We start from the raw sequence: 13,240 nt of genomic DNA, 5'->3' as shown, positions 1-13,240 counted from the left end.
TCAGCCTTCCGGTAGGGGCCTGAAGCCGCGGTGGCGGCCCGGCACCAACCGTCGTCCGGATGGCGGCCGGCGCCATCGCGCCGCCGATCGGGTTCGGGGCGTCGAACTGCGTACGTCGGGATCAACCTTTTGGTTGATGGCGGCGGCCGTCGGCGTCCTAGCCTGGAGGCATCGTGAACCCGGAATCGCTCGCTCGGCCGCTGCGGGTGCTGCGCGTCTGCCTGCACCTGCTGGTCGGGCTCCTTCTCGCGGTGGCCGCCGTGCGGGCCGTCACCGGGCCGGGCCCGCGGCGTGCCGCCGTGCTCGCCGCAGCCGTGGCGCTGGCCGTCGTCTACGCCGTCGGGGCGGCGCTGCCGCTGGTGCGCCGGTCCCGACCTGCCGCGCTGGCCTGGCTGGCGGTGCTGACCGGCGGGTGGCTGGTGCTGCTGGCCCTGACCCCGGACGGGGTGTGGTTCGCGTTCCCGCTGTTCCTGCTGCACCTGCACCTGCTGCCCGTGCGCTGGGGGATCGTGGCGGTGGCGGCGACGACCGTGGCGGCGGTCGCCGGTGTCGCCGGCCACCAGGGGGCGCTCACGCCGGGCGCGGTGATCGGTCCGGCCATCGGCGCCGCGGTGTCGGTGGGCACGGTCCTCGGCTACCAGGCGTTGTACCGGGAGAGCGAGCGCCGGCGGCGGCTGATCGAGCAGCTGAGGGCCACCCGCACCGAGCTGGCCGCCGCCGAGCACGCCGCCGGGGTCCTCGCCGAGCGTGAACGCCTGGCCCGCGAGATCCACGACACCCTCGCCCAGGGGTTGTCGAGCATCCAACTGCTGCTGCGTGCCGCCCAGCGCGGGTTCCCCGACCGGCTCGACGTGGCGGCGGGCCACGTCGAGCAGGCCCGCCGCACGGCGCAGGACAACCTGGTCGAGGCGCGCCGGTTCGTGCGCGCCCTGGCCCCTCCGGGTCTCGACGGCGCTTCGCTGCCGGCGGCGCTGCGGCGACTGTGCGACGCGACCGCCGCCGCGTCCGGGCTGGCCGTACGTCTGCGTGTCGACGGGACGCCGGTGCGTCTGCCGACCGGCCACGAGGTGGCGCTGCTGCGGATCGCGCAGTCCGCGTTGGCCAACACCGTGCGCCATGCCGGGGCGAGGCGCGCCGACGTGACGCTGCGCTACGGCGGGAGCGACGTCGTCCTCGACGTGGTCGACGACGGGTGCGGCTTCGACGTGGGCGCGGCCGTCTACCGGCCGGGCGGCGACGGCGGGTTCGGGCTGGCCGCGATGCGGGCCCGGGCCGAGGAACTGGGCGGCAGTCTGGTCGTGGAGTCGGCGCCCGGGTGCGGTGCCCGGCTGGCCGTCGGCCTCGCGCGTGCGGGCACCGAGGCGGCGGGTTCGTGAGCGGTCGGATCCGCCTGTTGCTGGCCGACGACCATCCGGTCGTGCGTGCCGGGCTGCGCGCCGTCCTGGCCACCGAGCCGGACTTCGAGGTGGTCGCCGAGGCCGCGACCGCGGAGCGGGCCGTCGCGCTCGCCGAGGGGGAGCGGGTCGACGTGGTGCTCATGGATCTGCGCTTCGGCGCGGGGATGGACGGCGCCGAGGCGACCGCCGCCATCACCGCCCGCCCCGGCGGCCCTGTCGTGCTGGTGCTGACCACCTACGACACCGATGCCGACATCCTCGCCGCCGTGGAGGCCGGTGCGATCGGTTACCTGCTCAAGGACGCCCCGCCCGAGGAACTCGCCGCGGCCGTGCGCGCCGCCGCCGCCGGCCGTTCCGCCCTCGCCCCTGCCGTCGCCCGTCGCCTGATGGGTCGGGTGCGTGCCCCCGGCACCGCGTTGAGCCGCCGCGAGACGGAGGTGCTGCAACTCGTCGCCGACGGCCTGTCCAACCAGCAGATCAGCCGGCGGCTGCACCTGAGCCAGGCCACGGTCAAGACGCACCTGGTGCACGTCTACGGCAAGCTGGGCGTCGACTCGCGTACCGCCGCCGTCGCCGTCGCCCGGGCCCGTGGGCTGATCCGTCGGTGACCGGGCCGCGCGGGCGGAAATGACGTGCGGTGCGCGTACGCCGGCTGGCAGGGTGGCCGGCATGACAGCGCAGGCTCTGGCGGGAGCACTCGCCGACGACGTACGGCGACGGGTGTTCGCGGCGATCGTGTTGGGCGGCGTCGACGCCCCGGCGGTGGTCGACCGGACGGGTCTGCCGGCGCGGCAGGTGCTCACCGCGATCCGTCGGCTCGTCGACGCGGGCCTGGTGACCGGCGGCGACGGCGACCTGCGGGTGGACGCCGACCGGCTGCGGGAGGCGGCCCGTACGCCGTCGGCGCCCCGACCGGCCGACGATCCCACGGACCGGATGCTGCGCACCTTCGTGCGCGGCGACACGCTGACCGGTCTGCCGGCGCAGCGCGGCCGGCGGCGGGTGGTGCTGGCGCACCTGGCGAGGTCCTTCGAGCCCGGGGTGCGCTACCCGGAGCGCGAGGTGGACGAGGTGCTGCGGCGCTGGTGCGAGGGCGGCGGCTCCGACCACGTGACGCTGCGCCGGTACCTGATCGACGAGCAGTTGCTGGCCCGGGAGCGGGGCGTCTACTGGCGCATCGGCGGTTGAGGTGACCACGACAGACTGGGCGTCGGTGCCGACGCGTCCCGACCGACCCGAGGCCAGGGCCCTGCTCGAGGCGTACTTCGAGGAGATGGTCCGCCGCTACCACGGCCGTCCGGCCAGGCCGGGCGAGGTCGCGGCGGCGATGGCCGAGGACCCGAGCGACGACCTGGCCGCACCGACGGGGATCCTGCTCGTCGCGTACCGCGACGGCGCTCCCGCCGGCTGCGCCGGGCTGCGGTTCCGGCCGGGCTGGGCGGAGCTGACCCGGGTGTACGTGCGGCCCGCGCACCGCGGTCACGGGGGCGGGGCGGCACTGCTCGCCGCCGTGGCGTCGCTGGCCCGGGCCGCCGGGGCCGACCGGATCCGCCTGGACACCCGGGGCGACCTGGTGGAGGCCCGCGCCCTGTACGCCCGACACGGTTACCGGGAGATCCCGGCGTACAACGACGGCGTCTACGCCGAGCACTGGTTCGAGAAGCTGCTGAGTTGACGACACGGCCGCGACGCGCTAAATACTGAAGAGGAAGTTGAGTCGACTCGGCTCAACTAGACGGACCTTCGGCCAGGAGAACCGAGGAGGCAGGACCATGCTGATGCGTACCGACCCGTTCCGTGAGATCGACCGGATCACCGAGCAGTTCTTCGGCACCGCCGCGCGCCCCGCGGTCATGCCCCTGGACGCCTACCGCGACGGCGACTGGTTCTACGCGGCGTTCGACCTGCCCGGCGTCGACCCGGACAGCATCGACTGCACCGTCGAGCGCAACGTGCTGACCGTACGCGCCGAGCGTCGCCGGCCGGCCGGCGAGAACGTCGAGCTCGTCGCCGCCGAACGCCCGATGGGCACCTTCACCCGGCGGCTGTTCCTCGGCGACACCCTCGACACCGACAAGCTGGAGGCCGGCTACGACAACGGTGTGCTGACCCTGCGGATCCCCGTCGCGGAGCGGGCGAAGCCCCGCCGGGTGACCGTGACGGCCACCGCCAACGGCAACGGCCGCAAGGAGATCAACGCCTGATCCCGGGCGGGACGGGGGCGGGACGGCCGGTGCGGCCACCCGCCCCCGTCGTGTTTCCGCTGCGGCAGGCGACGAGTGCGCGACGGCGGTAAACCGATGGCGGGCGTCCGGGGCCCGTGCCAGACTCGACGACGATCGTGCAGCCGAGCCGCCAGGAGCCGACCGACGATGTGATCCCGCAGGACGCGGCAGGGCAGCGCCCCGCCGCCGCCGGCCCCGGCCGTCCGCCCACCCGGGCGTCGACGGCCCCGCCCGTCGTCCCGCGGAGGATCACCCATGTTGAAGGTCGTGTCCGTCAGCAAGCACTACGACACCGAGCCGCTGTTCACCGACGTCGAGCTGGTCCTCAACGCCGGCGACCGGGTCGGTCTCGTGGGCCCGAACGGGGTGGGCAAGTCCACCCTGTTGCGGGTGCTCATCGGCGAGGAGCCGCCGTCCGGCGGGCACGTGGCCCTGGCCCCCGGCCTACGGGTCGGCTACTTCGCCCAGCAGGTGCCGGACCCGGACGCCACCGTCGGGCAGTTCCTCGTCGCCGGTCTCGGCGAGCTGCATCCGCTGGCCGCGCGGCTGCGTGAGCTGGAACGGCGGATGGCCGACGGCGACGACACGGTGCTCGCCGCGTACGGCGACGCGCAGGAGCGGTGGGCGACGCTCGACGGCTGGCGGGCGCAGGCCCGGCTGACGGAGGTCCGCCAGCGACTCGACATCGACCACCTGCACGACGACACCCCGCTGCGCCGCATCAGCGGGGGCGAGCAGGCCCGGCTCACCCTCGCCCGGGTGCTGCTGCACGCCCCGGACCTGCTGGTGCTCGACGAGCCGACCAACCACCTCGACGCCGACGGCATCGGCTGGCTCGGCGACTGGCTGGCGGCCTTTCCCGGCGCGGTGCTGCTCGTCAGCCACGACCGGGCGTTGCTGGACCGTACGGTGACCCGGATCGTCGAGCTGGACGGCATCCACGAGACGCCGCAGACCTACACCGGCGGCTACACCGACTACCGGGCGGAGAAGACCCGCCGCTGGCAGCGGCTACTGCTGGACTACGAGGCCCAGCAGAAGGACCACCGGCGCTGGCTGGCCGACATCGACCGCACCAAGCAACAGGCCCGCGGGGTCGAGGAGTCCGTGCGCAGCGGCCTCGGCGCCGACCAGCAGCGCCGCTATGCCAAGAAGGTGGCGAAGAAGGCCAAGGCCCGCGAGCGGCGGCTGCGCCGGCAGATGGACTCGATCCGCTGGCTCGCCGAGCCCCGCACCCGCCCGCCGCTGACGCTGGCGTTTCCGCAGGAGTCCACCGGCGGGCGCGAGGTGCTGCGCTCGCGGGGCCTGACGCTGCGCGTGGCCGACCGGGTGCTGCTCGACCGCGTCGATGTGAGCGTCCGCGCGGGCGAGCGGATCCTGCTCACCGGCGCGAACGGCACCGGAAAGACCAGCCTGCTGCGGGTCCTCGCGGGCGAGGACCACCCCGCCGGGGGCGAGGTCGTCGCCGCCGGACCGGTCGCCGTGCTGCCGCAGACCCACGACGCGCTGCGTACCGACGTCAGCGTGCGTGACTTCTTCCGCTCCCGGGTGCCGGTGTACGTCGACGACGCCGAACGGCTGCTCGACGCCCACCTGTTCGGCCCGGAGCAGTGGGACGCGCCGCTGCGGGTGCTCTCCGCCGGTGAGCTGCGTCGACTGCTGCTCGCGGTGCTGGTGAACAGCCCGGCCGAGGTGCTGCTGCTCGACGAGCCGACGAACTACCTCGACTTCGACGCCCTCGACGTGGTGGAGGAGGCGCTGCGGCAGTACCGGGGCACCCTGGTGATGGTCAGCCACGACGCCTGGTTCGCCGAGGCGGTCGGGGTCGACCGGCGGTGGCGGCTGACCGACCGGCGCCTCGTCGAACAACCGGCGGTGGCTACGATCGCGTAGGGCGCGCCTCCTGTCGTTCCCGACCCGAAGCTGAGAACCTTTTTCACATGTTCTCCCCGAACGCTCCGGCGCGGCCAAGCCGGCCCACCCCGCTGGCCCTGCCCGGGGGACCCGTCGACTTCACCGAGGCGTGGCTGCGCAACCGGCGGCTGTCCGAGCACACCCGCGACGCGTACCGGCGCGACGTCGCCGGCTGGCTCGCCTGGTGCGCCGCCCGCGAGCTGGACCCGCTGCACGCGAACTTCCTGCACGTCAACGAGTACGCCCGGGCCCTGGAGGCCACCCTCGGCGCGCGTACCGGCAAGCCGCTGACCCCGGCCACCGTCGCCCGCCGGCTCTCGGCCCTGTCGAGTTGGTACGACTTCCTGGTCAAGCTGCGCGCCGTCGAGGCCAACCCGGTCGCCGGGGCCGACCGCCCCCGCATCGACCGGGACCACTCCGCGACGGTCGGCCTCACCCCCGAGGAGGTCGACGCGCTGCTCGCCGCCGCCGAGGCCGACACCGGGCCGACCGCCGCCCGCAACCGGGCGGCGGTCGCGTTGCTGGCCGACCTCGGGCTGCGGGTGGGCGAGCTGGTCTCGCTCGACCTGGCCGACCTCGGCGCGGAGCGAGGCCACCGCAGCGTGCGGTTCGTCGGCAAGGGCGGCAAGTTGCGCCGGCGCGCCCTGACCCCCGGCACCGCGTACGCCCTCGACGCGTACCTGGCCCAGCGGGCCGCCGCGCAGGGCGTGGCGGTGCACGAGCTAACGGGTCCGCTGCTGGTCACCGCCAGCGGGGCCCGGCTGGACCGGCACGCCATGTTCCGGCTGGTGCGCCGGCTGGCCCGCTCGGCCGGCATCGCGGCGTGGGCGAGGCTGTCGCCGCACTCGCTGCGGCACGCGTTCGCCACCACCGCCCGCGCCGAGGGGGTGCCCCTGGAGGACGTGCAGGACGCGATGGGCCACGCCGACCCGCGCACCACCCGCCGCTACGACCGCGACCGGCACAACCTCGACCGCGACCCCGCGTACGCCATCTGGGCGGCCCGAGCCCGCCGCCGCGGCTGAGGCGCCCGGCCCCGCGTCGGTTGCTCGCGGCCTACAGCTCGGCGTGGACCAGCGCGCGGCTCAGCGCGCCGATGCTCGGCTGGGCCCCGGCGACGACCAGGACGTCGCCGTGGACGAGGACGTGCCCGAGCCCCGGAGCGGTGGTCGTCCGCCCGTCGCGCACGACGGCGATGACGCTGACCCCGTGGGTACGCGCGACGGCCTCGGCCAGGGTCCGCCCGTCGTAGGGCGACGCGGCCGTGACGGGCAGCTCGGCGACGCTGATCGCCTCCCGGTGCCGCTGCAGGTGGGTGACGTGGTCGACGGTGGCGATCGGGTGCAGCAGCTCCGCCACCTCCTGCGCCTCCGCCGGGCTCAGGGTCACGGACCGTTCCACGGTGTCCGGGTCGCCGGGCGCGTAGACGACGACGTCGCGTCGGCCGCCACGGTGGCAGACGATCCCGAGCACCTGGCCTTGCTCGGTGTGCACGGTGTAGCCGACGCCGACGCCGGGCAGCGGCACTCGTTCTATCTGCATCTCTCTCCTCCTGTCGGGTCGCACAACGCGACGGCGGCTACGCGGCGAATCAGCGCGGCCACAGGGACACCCGGGCGATCGGCGCGGTCATGATCATGGTGACGATGCGGTAGCGGGAGCCGGGCAGGGGAAGTGGAGCCCGGGGCTGCTCCGGGCCCCGGGCTCACGTTCATGGTCATCGCCGCCGGGCGGGTCGACATCGGGGCTGACACCCATTTGCCGTGCTGGCAGGTCCCTGCCGGCGGTCCTGCCGGCGGTGGCGCGACGGATAATGGGTGCGGGCACGCATTTACCGCACGCGCCCCGGCCGACAGGCTGAGGATGATGAGGGTGATCACCGCCGCGGGGCGGGCCCGTGGGTGGCGTGACGAGCCGCGGGAAACCGCCGACGCCGCCCGGCGTCAGGGACGGGCCGCGAGGAGAGGAGCCGCCGTGTCGCTGTTCTGGCGGATCTTCCTGCTCAACGCCGCCGTGCTCGTCGCCGCCACGTTGCTGCTGCTCGGCCCGGTCACGGTGTCCACCCCCGTCCTGCTCACCGAGGCGGTGGTCCTGACCGTGGGCCTGGCCGCGATGCTGGTGGCCAACGCCGCGCTGCTGCGCGTCGGCCTCGCGCCGCTGCACCGGCTGACCCGGGCCATGACCACGCTCGACCTGCTTCAGCCCGAGCCCCGCCCGGTGCCGGCCGGGCAGGCCGGCATCGCGGACCTGATCCGCGCCTTCAACGCGATGATCGACCGGTTGGAGGCGGAGCGGGCCACCAGCGCCGCCAGCGCCCTGTCCGCCCAGGAGGCCGAGCGCCGCCGCGTCGCCCAGGAACTGCACGACGAGGTCGGTCAGACGCTGACCGCGGTCCTGCTCGAACTCAAGCAGGTCGCCCGGCACGCGCCCGAACCGGTCCGCGCCCAGCTCGCCCAGGTGCAGGAGACCACCCGCGACAGCCTCGACGAGATCCGCCGCATCGCGCGCCGGCTGCGCCCCGGCGTACTGGAGGAACTCGGCCTGACCAGTGCCCTGAAGGCCCTCGTCACGGAGGTCACCGGCCACACGGACCTGTCCGTGCGCCAGCACCTCGACGCGGACCTGCCCGCCCTCGACGGCGAGGCCGAGCTGGTGATCTACCGGGTGGCGCAGGAGGCCCTGACCAACACCGTGCGCCACGCCCGGGCCACCACCGTCGAGCTGTCGCTGGCCCGTCAGCCGGGCCACGTGCAGCTGCGCGTCCGCGACGACGGCCGGGGCGTCGGCGACGCCGCCGAGGGTGCCGGCGTACGGGGCATGCGCGAGCGCGCCCTGCTCATCGGCGCCCAGCTCAGCGTGGCGCCCGGCCCCGACGGCGGCACCGAGGTGCGGCTGCGGGTGCCCCTCGGCGGCCGGGAGCACCGGTCGTGACCACCCGCATCCTGCTCGCCGACGACCACGCCCTGGTGCGTCGGGGCGTACGCCTCATCCTCGACAGCGAGCCGGACCTGACGGTCGTGGCCGAGGCCGGCGACGGCGCGGAGGCCATCGCCCTGGCCCACAGCGAGCGGCCCGACCTGGCGATCCTCGACATCGCCATGCCCCGGCTGACCGGTCTGCAGGCCGCCCGGGAGCTGTCGCGACAGCAGCCGGGCCTGCGCATCCTCATCCTGACGATGTACGACAACGAGCAGTACTTCTTCGAGGCCCTCAAGGTCGGCGCGAACGGCTACGTGCTCAAGTCCGTGGCCGACCGCGACCTGGTGGAGGCGTGCCGCGCCGCCGTACGCGACGAGCCGTTCCTGTATCCCGGTGCCATCAACGCCCTCATCCGCACCTACCTGGAGCGCAGCGCCCGGGGCGAGAGCCTGCCGGCCAGGACCATCACCGAACGCGAGGAGGAGATCCTCAAGCTCGTCGCCGAGGGGCACTCCTCCAAGGAGATCGCCCGTCTGCTGTTCATCAGCGTCAAGACCGTCGAACGGCACCGGGCCAACCTGTTGCAGAAGCTCGGCCTCAGGGACCGGCTGGAGCTGACCCGCTACGCCATCCGGGCCGGGCTCATCGAGGCGTGACCAGGCGGCGGCGCCGGCGAGCGGGCCGACTTTCCTGCGGGCGGGGCCACCGGTTCTCTACGGTCGACGGGTGGGCGCTGAGCAGCCGTGGAACCGGCCGGCCCGGCGGCGTCGCCCGGTGCGTACCGGGTTGGTGTTCGCGGGCGTGACCGTGCTGCTGTGCTGCGTCGGGGTGGCGGGGCTGGGCGCCTGGAACGTGCAGGTGGTCACGCAGGCCAGCGGCCCGGTGCGGGAGACCGCCGACGGATTCCTGCGGTCGGTGGCGGCGGGCGACACCGACGGCGCGTACGACCGGCTCTGCGCCGACGCGCGCAGCCGGTGGAGCCCGATCGGGTTCACCAGCTGGCTGCGTACGCCGCCGGTGGTCAAGGGCTACGAGATCGTCGACGTGTCGGTGGCGACCCGCGGTGGGCGCCCGCGCGGCACGGTGACGGTGCGCCTGACCCGCGACAGCGGTCTCACCGAGGAGCGCAAGCTGTCGGTCGTACGCGAGGACGGCGACTGGCGGGTGTGCGGCGACCCGTACTGAGCGTCAGCGGGGCCCGAGCTCGCCCGCGCGGTAGTGCCGGCGGCAGAGCACCTGGTAGCGCACCTCGGCGCTGTCCACGGTGTCGCCGATGACGACCTGCAGGCCCTCACGGACCACCCGGCCGTCGACCACCCGGGCGTTGAGCAGCCCTTCACGGCCGCACCAGCAGAGCACCTCGACCTGGATGCGGGCGACCTCGTCGGCGAGCTCGAACAGCCGTTGCGCGGCGGGGAACAGGCACGAGCGGAAGTCGGTGGCCAGCCCGAACGCGTACACGTCGACGTCGTAGCTGTCGACCAGCTCGGCCATCTGCTCGATGTGCTCCAGGTTGTAGAACGACGCCTCGTCGCAGATCAGGTAGTCGACGCGTACGCCCTCGGCCCAGGTGTCGCGCACCAGCGTACGCAGGTCCAGCTCGTCGGTGACCTCGACGGCCTCGTGGGCCAGGCCGATGCGGGTGGTGACCTGCGGGCCGAGCGAGCGGTCGATGCGGGTGGTGACGAGGCCGCGGCGGCCCTGCCGGGAGTGGTTGTGGTTCATCTGCAACGCCATCGTGGACTTGCCGCAGTCCATGGGCCCCCAGAAGAACTTCAACGCCGCGGCGTGCAGCGGGCGCCCGTCCACGCCCCGCGCCGCGGCGCACCCGGCGGGGGAGTCGTCGGGGCCCAGCGGCGGGCGCGCCAGGCAGGTCGGGGCGGCGGCGTGGTGGGTCACGGTCGGGCAGCCTAGCCGATCGACGTCCCCCGATCCGGCCGGCGCGGACGGGCGCGGGCCTCAGAGCACCCGGGGCGGGGTGTTGCCGGCGGCGAGGATCGCCCGGCGCATCGGCACGGCCAGCAGCAGCAGGAACCCGACGACGAAGAAGATCAGCAGGGACACCAGGCCCACCCGGTAGGAGTTGGTGAGCTGGAACACGATGCCGAACGCCAGCGGCCCGAGCCAGCTGGTGCCCTTGTCGCTGATCTCGTAGAAGCCGTAGTACTCGCCCTCCTTGCCGGCGGGGATGAGCTGGCTGAACAGCGACCGGCTCAGGGCCTGGCTGCCGCCGAGCACCAGGCCGATGGCGGCACCGAGGATCATGAACGGCAGCGGCGCCTCGGCGGGCAGCCGGAACGCGCCGAGGATCACCCCGGTCCACAGCACCAGGCTGATCAGCACGGTCTTCCAGGCGCCGATGCGCTTGGCGAGGGCGCCGAGCAGCAGCGCGCCGCCGAAGGCGAGGAACTGCACCAGCAGGATGGTGACGATCAGGGTGCTCTGCCCGAGCTTGAGCTCCTCGGTGCCGTACTGGCTGGCCAGGGCGATGACGGTCTGGATGCCGTCGTTGTAGACCAGGAACGCCAGCAGGAAGAACAGCGTCAGCGGGTACGCCTTGATCTCGCGCAGGGTGCGGCCGAGCTGCCGGAACCCGTCGGTGACCGGGTTGCCGCCGGCCAGCGCGGCGGCGGTGGGGTGCTCGCGCAGCCAGCGCAGCGGGATCAGGGTGAACACCGCCCACCACAGCCCGGCGGACACGATCGACCAGCGGGCCAGGTCGAGGGTGCGCTGGTGGTTGCCCTCCTCGCCGAGCATGCTGACCGCGACGAGGTTGAGCGCCAGCAGCAGGCCGCCGCCCAGGTAGCCCAGCGCCCAGCCGCGGCTGGAGATGCCGTCGCGGTCGTCGGGGCCGCCGAGCTGCGGCAGGAAGGAGTTGTAGACCACCACCCCGGCGCCGAAGGCGATGTTGGCGATCATGAACAGCGCGCCGCCGAGCAGGTACCGGTCGCCGGTGACGAAGAGCATGCCGACGGTGGCGGCGGCGCCGGTGAACGCGGCGGCGGCGAGCAGCCGCTTCTTGTGCGCCGACCGGTCGGCGATCGCGCCGACGACCGGCAGGGCGAACACGGTGAGGAACACCGACAGCGACACCAGGTACGGAAAGTACGAGCCGGCGGCGACCTTGATGCCCAGCGGGTAGACGTGGCCGGTGCAATCGTCCGCGCCCAGTTCGCAGCCGGCGGCGAGTTTCGTGACGGTGGTCAGGAACGGGCCGAGGAACACGGTGATCACGGTGGTGGAGAAGGCGGACATCGCCCAGTCGTAGAAGTACCAGCCGCTGCGTTCGCGGCGGGTGCTCGTCGGGGCGGGGGTGTCGTCCACCGCGGGGGTGACGGTCTCGGCCATCGGGGTCCTTCGAACGGGTCAGGCGGCCCAGTGGCCGCGGCTGCGGTAGACGTCGCGCAGCACGCCGACGTGATCGGTCATGATGCCATCCACTCCAAGATCAAGTAACTCGTGCATCTCGGCAGGTTCGTCGATCGTCCAGACGTGCACGTGCAGGCCGAGTCGGTGGGCGTGACGCAGGAACCGGCGGTCCACCACGGGCAGGCGTCCGTAGCGCACCGGCACCTGCGCGGCGACCACCGACGGGGGCAGGCGCAGCGGCCGGCCGGTCAGCGACGCCATCCGCAGCCGGGCCACTTCGCGCATGCCGAGGCTGCTGGCGACGCGGCCCTGGGTCAGGGCGCGCAGCCGGGCCAGCCGCGCGTCGCTGAAGGAGGCGAGCAGCACCCGGTCGCCGGCGTCGGCGCGGGCGATGGTGGACACGGTCGCCTCCACACCGCCGTCGGCCTTGACGTCGATGTTGAACCGCACCTGCGGCCAGGCGTCGAGGACCTCGTCGAGGCGGGGGACCACGGCGGCGCCGCCGACGCGTACCGAGGCCAGGTCGGCCCAGCGCAGCTCGGCGATGCGCCCCGCCTCGCCGGTGACCCGGCTCAGCGTGGCGTCGTGGAAGACCACCGCGACGCCGTCGGCGGTGCCGTGCACGTCGGTCTCGACGTAGCGGTAGCCGAGCCCGACCGCCCGGGCGAACGCCGCCGCGGTGTTCTCGTCGCCCTCGGCGGCGCCGCCGCGGTGGGCGAACGCCAGCGGTGCGGGCCCGTCCAGGTAGGCGTGGTTCACGCGGGGAGTATGCCCGGGCGCGGTGGCCGGCGCGTGACCGGCCGGCGGCGGGACCGGGTCAACTCCAGTCCGTCTGGTGGCCGGGCCGGCGCAGCAGGGCGAGCAGCTCGCCGTCGGAGGGGTGGTGGGTGCGGGTGAGCGGAGCACGCAGGTCGTCGACGGTCACCGGATCCGGCCCTTGCACGCTGACGCTGAGCACCTGGTCACCGGCGAAGAGGTACAGCGCGGTGGCGGGGTCGCTGTTGTCGGTGTCCCGGGTCACGACGAGGGTGAGACCGTCGCCGGCGTCGGTGCAGACGTGGATCGTCCGGACGCCGCAGTCGACCCCGTCGGCCAGCGACCCGTCGGGGGCCGGTTGGTGCTGCTGCCACACCACGGGCACCTCACGGCCGTCGCGGGTGCGCAGGTCGTAGGCGATGTCGAGACCGAGCCGGTCCAGCCAGCCGACAACGCCGGAGCGGGGCAGGTCGTCGGGGACCAGCAGCTCCTCGGCGGGCCAGGGGGAGGAGCGGGTCAGGTCGCTGAGATCCCGGCGGTCCTTCGCGTCGTGGTACGCCGAGCGCAGGGCGGCGTACCCGCCTGCGCAGACGAGGACGAGCAGGGCGAAGACGAGCAGCGGCACCCGCAGGCGGATCACCTCGCCACTGTGCCCACGCC

Annotated in this window: 15 protein-coding genes; 10 read left to right on the top strand and 5 right to left on the bottom strand. The window is 74.1% G+C overall.

Translation table 11 applies throughout. The annotated features are described in order from the left end of the window. Nucleotides 1-173 precede the first annotated feature (173 nt). The 7 genes from GA0070610_RS13515 (at nt 174) to GA0070610_RS13485 (ending at nt 6,561) form a co-directional block, all read left to right on the top strand. Nucleotides 174-1,376: a sensor histidine kinase gene (locus GA0070610_RS13515; protein ID WP_089000371.1), complete on the top strand. Its 1,203-nt coding sequence runs from the start codon at nt 174-176 to the stop codon at nt 1,374-1,376. Next, nucleotides 1,373-2,005, top strand: a complete 633-nt coding sequence (locus tag GA0070610_RS13510) for a response regulator (RefSeq protein ID WP_089000370.1) — start codon at nt 1,373-1,375, stop codon at nt 2,003-2,005. Before GA0070610_RS13515 ends, GA0070610_RS13510 begins: the two co-directional genes overlap by 4 nt. 61 nt (nt 2,006-2,066) lie before the next feature. Next, a complete protein-coding gene (locus GA0070610_RS13505) occupies nt 2,067-2,585 on the top strand; it encodes a DUF2087 domain-containing protein (protein WP_089003475.1) in 519 nt (172 codons plus the stop codon). A 25-nt stretch (nt 2,586-2,610) separates the two neighbouring features. Next, nucleotides 2,611-3,072 (top strand): GNAT family N-acetyltransferase, encoded by a 462-nt coding sequence (locus tag GA0070610_RS13500; protein WP_231926105.1) that lies wholly within the window; start codon nt 2,611-2,613, stop codon nt 3,070-3,072. A 97-nt stretch (nt 3,073-3,169) separates the two neighbouring features. Further along, complete coding sequence (locus GA0070610_RS13495; RefSeq protein ID WP_089000369.1) at nt 3,170-3,601, top strand: Hsp20/alpha crystallin family protein; 432 nt, start codon at nt 3,170-3,172, stop codon at nt 3,599-3,601. A 276-nt stretch (nt 3,602-3,877) separates the two neighbouring features. Continuing rightward, nucleotides 3,878-5,515: an ABC-F family ATP-binding cassette domain-containing protein gene (locus GA0070610_RS13490; protein ID WP_089000368.1), complete on the top strand. Its 1,638-nt coding sequence runs from the start codon at nt 3,878-3,880 to the stop codon at nt 5,513-5,515. A 47-nt stretch (nt 5,516-5,562) separates the two neighbouring features. Continuing rightward, entirely contained in the window at nt 5,563-6,561 is a 999-nt protein-coding gene (locus GA0070610_RS13485) for a tyrosine-type recombinase/integrase (protein WP_089000367.1), read from the top strand. 31 nt (nt 6,562-6,592) lie between these two features. On the opposite strand, the gene GA0070610_RS13480 is transcribed toward GA0070610_RS13485, so the two are convergent. Beyond that, on the bottom strand, nt 6,593-7,078 hold the full coding sequence (locus GA0070610_RS13480) for a cation:proton antiporter regulatory subunit (protein WP_089000366.1): 486 nt from the start codon (nt 7,076-7,078) through the stop codon (nt 6,593-6,595). A 432-nt stretch (nt 7,079-7,510) separates the two neighbouring features. On the opposite strand from GA0070610_RS13480, the gene GA0070610_RS13475 reads away from it, so the two are divergent. From GA0070610_RS13475 to GA0070610_RS13465, 3 genes are all read left to right on the top strand, one after another. After that, complete coding sequence (locus GA0070610_RS13475) at nt 7,511-8,467, top strand: HAMP domain-containing sensor histidine kinase (protein WP_089000365.1); 957 nt, start codon at nt 7,511-7,513, stop codon at nt 8,465-8,467. Then, nucleotides 8,464-9,111 carry a response regulator gene (locus GA0070610_RS13470; protein ID WP_089000364.1) on the top strand — a complete coding sequence of 216 codons (648 nt, stop codon included), beginning with the start codon at nt 8,464-8,466 and terminating at the stop codon, nt 9,109-9,111. Before GA0070610_RS13475 ends, GA0070610_RS13470 begins: the two co-directional genes overlap by 4 nt. 70 nt (nt 9,112-9,181) lie before the next feature. Beyond that, on the top strand, nt 9,182-9,640 hold the full coding sequence (locus GA0070610_RS13465; protein ID WP_089000363.1) for an Rv0361 family membrane protein: 459 nt from the start codon (nt 9,182-9,184) through the stop codon (nt 9,638-9,640). 3 nt (nt 9,641-9,643) lie between these two features. Here the strand turns inward: GA0070610_RS13465 and GA0070610_RS13460 are convergent, their stop codons facing one another. Genes GA0070610_RS13460 through GA0070610_RS13445 form a run of 4 tightly spaced genes read right to left on the bottom strand, consistent with a single transcriptional unit; the run spans nt 9,644 to nt 13,220 of the window. Continuing rightward, nucleotides 9,644-10,354, bottom strand: coding sequence for a thymidine kinase (locus tag GA0070610_RS13460; protein ID WP_089000362.1), 711 nt, complete (start codon nt 10,352-10,354; stop codon nt 9,644-9,646). Between the two features lie 60 nt (nt 10,355-10,414). Continuing rightward, on the bottom strand, nt 10,415-11,803 hold the full coding sequence (locus GA0070610_RS13455; RefSeq protein WP_089000361.1) for an MFS transporter: 1,389 nt from the start codon (nt 11,801-11,803) through the stop codon (nt 10,415-10,417). An 18-nt stretch (nt 11,804-11,821) separates the two neighbouring features. After that, on the bottom strand, nt 11,822-12,583 hold the full coding sequence (locus GA0070610_RS13450) for a glycerophosphodiester phosphodiesterase (RefSeq protein WP_089000360.1): 762 nt from the start codon (nt 12,581-12,583) through the stop codon (nt 11,822-11,824). 58 nt (nt 12,584-12,641) lie between these two features. Beyond that, nucleotides 12,642-13,220: a hypothetical protein gene (locus GA0070610_RS13445; RefSeq protein WP_089000359.1), complete on the bottom strand. Its 579-nt coding sequence runs from the start codon at nt 13,218-13,220 to the stop codon at nt 12,642-12,644. Nucleotides 13,221-13,240 lie beyond the last annotated feature (20 nt).

The organism is Micromonospora echinofusca (genome assembly GCF_900091445.1).
In the GTDB taxonomy this organism is placed as follows: domain Bacteria; phylum Actinomycetota; class Actinomycetes; order Mycobacteriales; family Micromonosporaceae; genus Micromonospora; species Micromonospora echinofusca.
Note: the sequence above shows the minus strand (reverse complement) of the source record. Positions and strands in the feature narration are given on the sequence as shown.

What these genes read in the sequence shown, in the direction of transcription:
- GA0070610_RS13480 (WP_089000366.1), bottom strand. Translation starts at nt 7,078, where the DNA reads ATGCAGATAGAACGAGTGCCGCTGCCCGGCGTCGGCGTCGGCTACACC.
- GA0070610_RS13490 (WP_089000368.1), top strand. Translation starts at nt 3,878, where the DNA reads ATGTTGAAGGTCGTGTCCGTCAGCAAGCACTACGACACCGAGCCGCTG.
- GA0070610_RS13455 (WP_089000361.1), bottom strand. Translation starts at nt 11,803, where the DNA reads ATGGCCGAGACCGTCACCCCCGCGGTGGACGACACCCCCGCCCCGACG.
- GA0070610_RS13495 (WP_089000369.1), top strand. Translation starts at nt 3,170, where the DNA reads ATGCTGATGCGTACCGACCCGTTCCGTGAGATCGACCGGATCACCGAG.
- GA0070610_RS13485 (WP_089000367.1), top strand. Translation starts at nt 5,563, where the DNA reads ATGTTCTCCCCGAACGCTCCGGCGCGGCCAAGCCGGCCCACCCCGCTG.
- GA0070610_RS13505 (WP_089003475.1), top strand. Translation starts at nt 2,067, where the DNA reads ATGACAGCGCAGGCTCTGGCGGGAGCACTCGCCGACGACGTACGGCGA.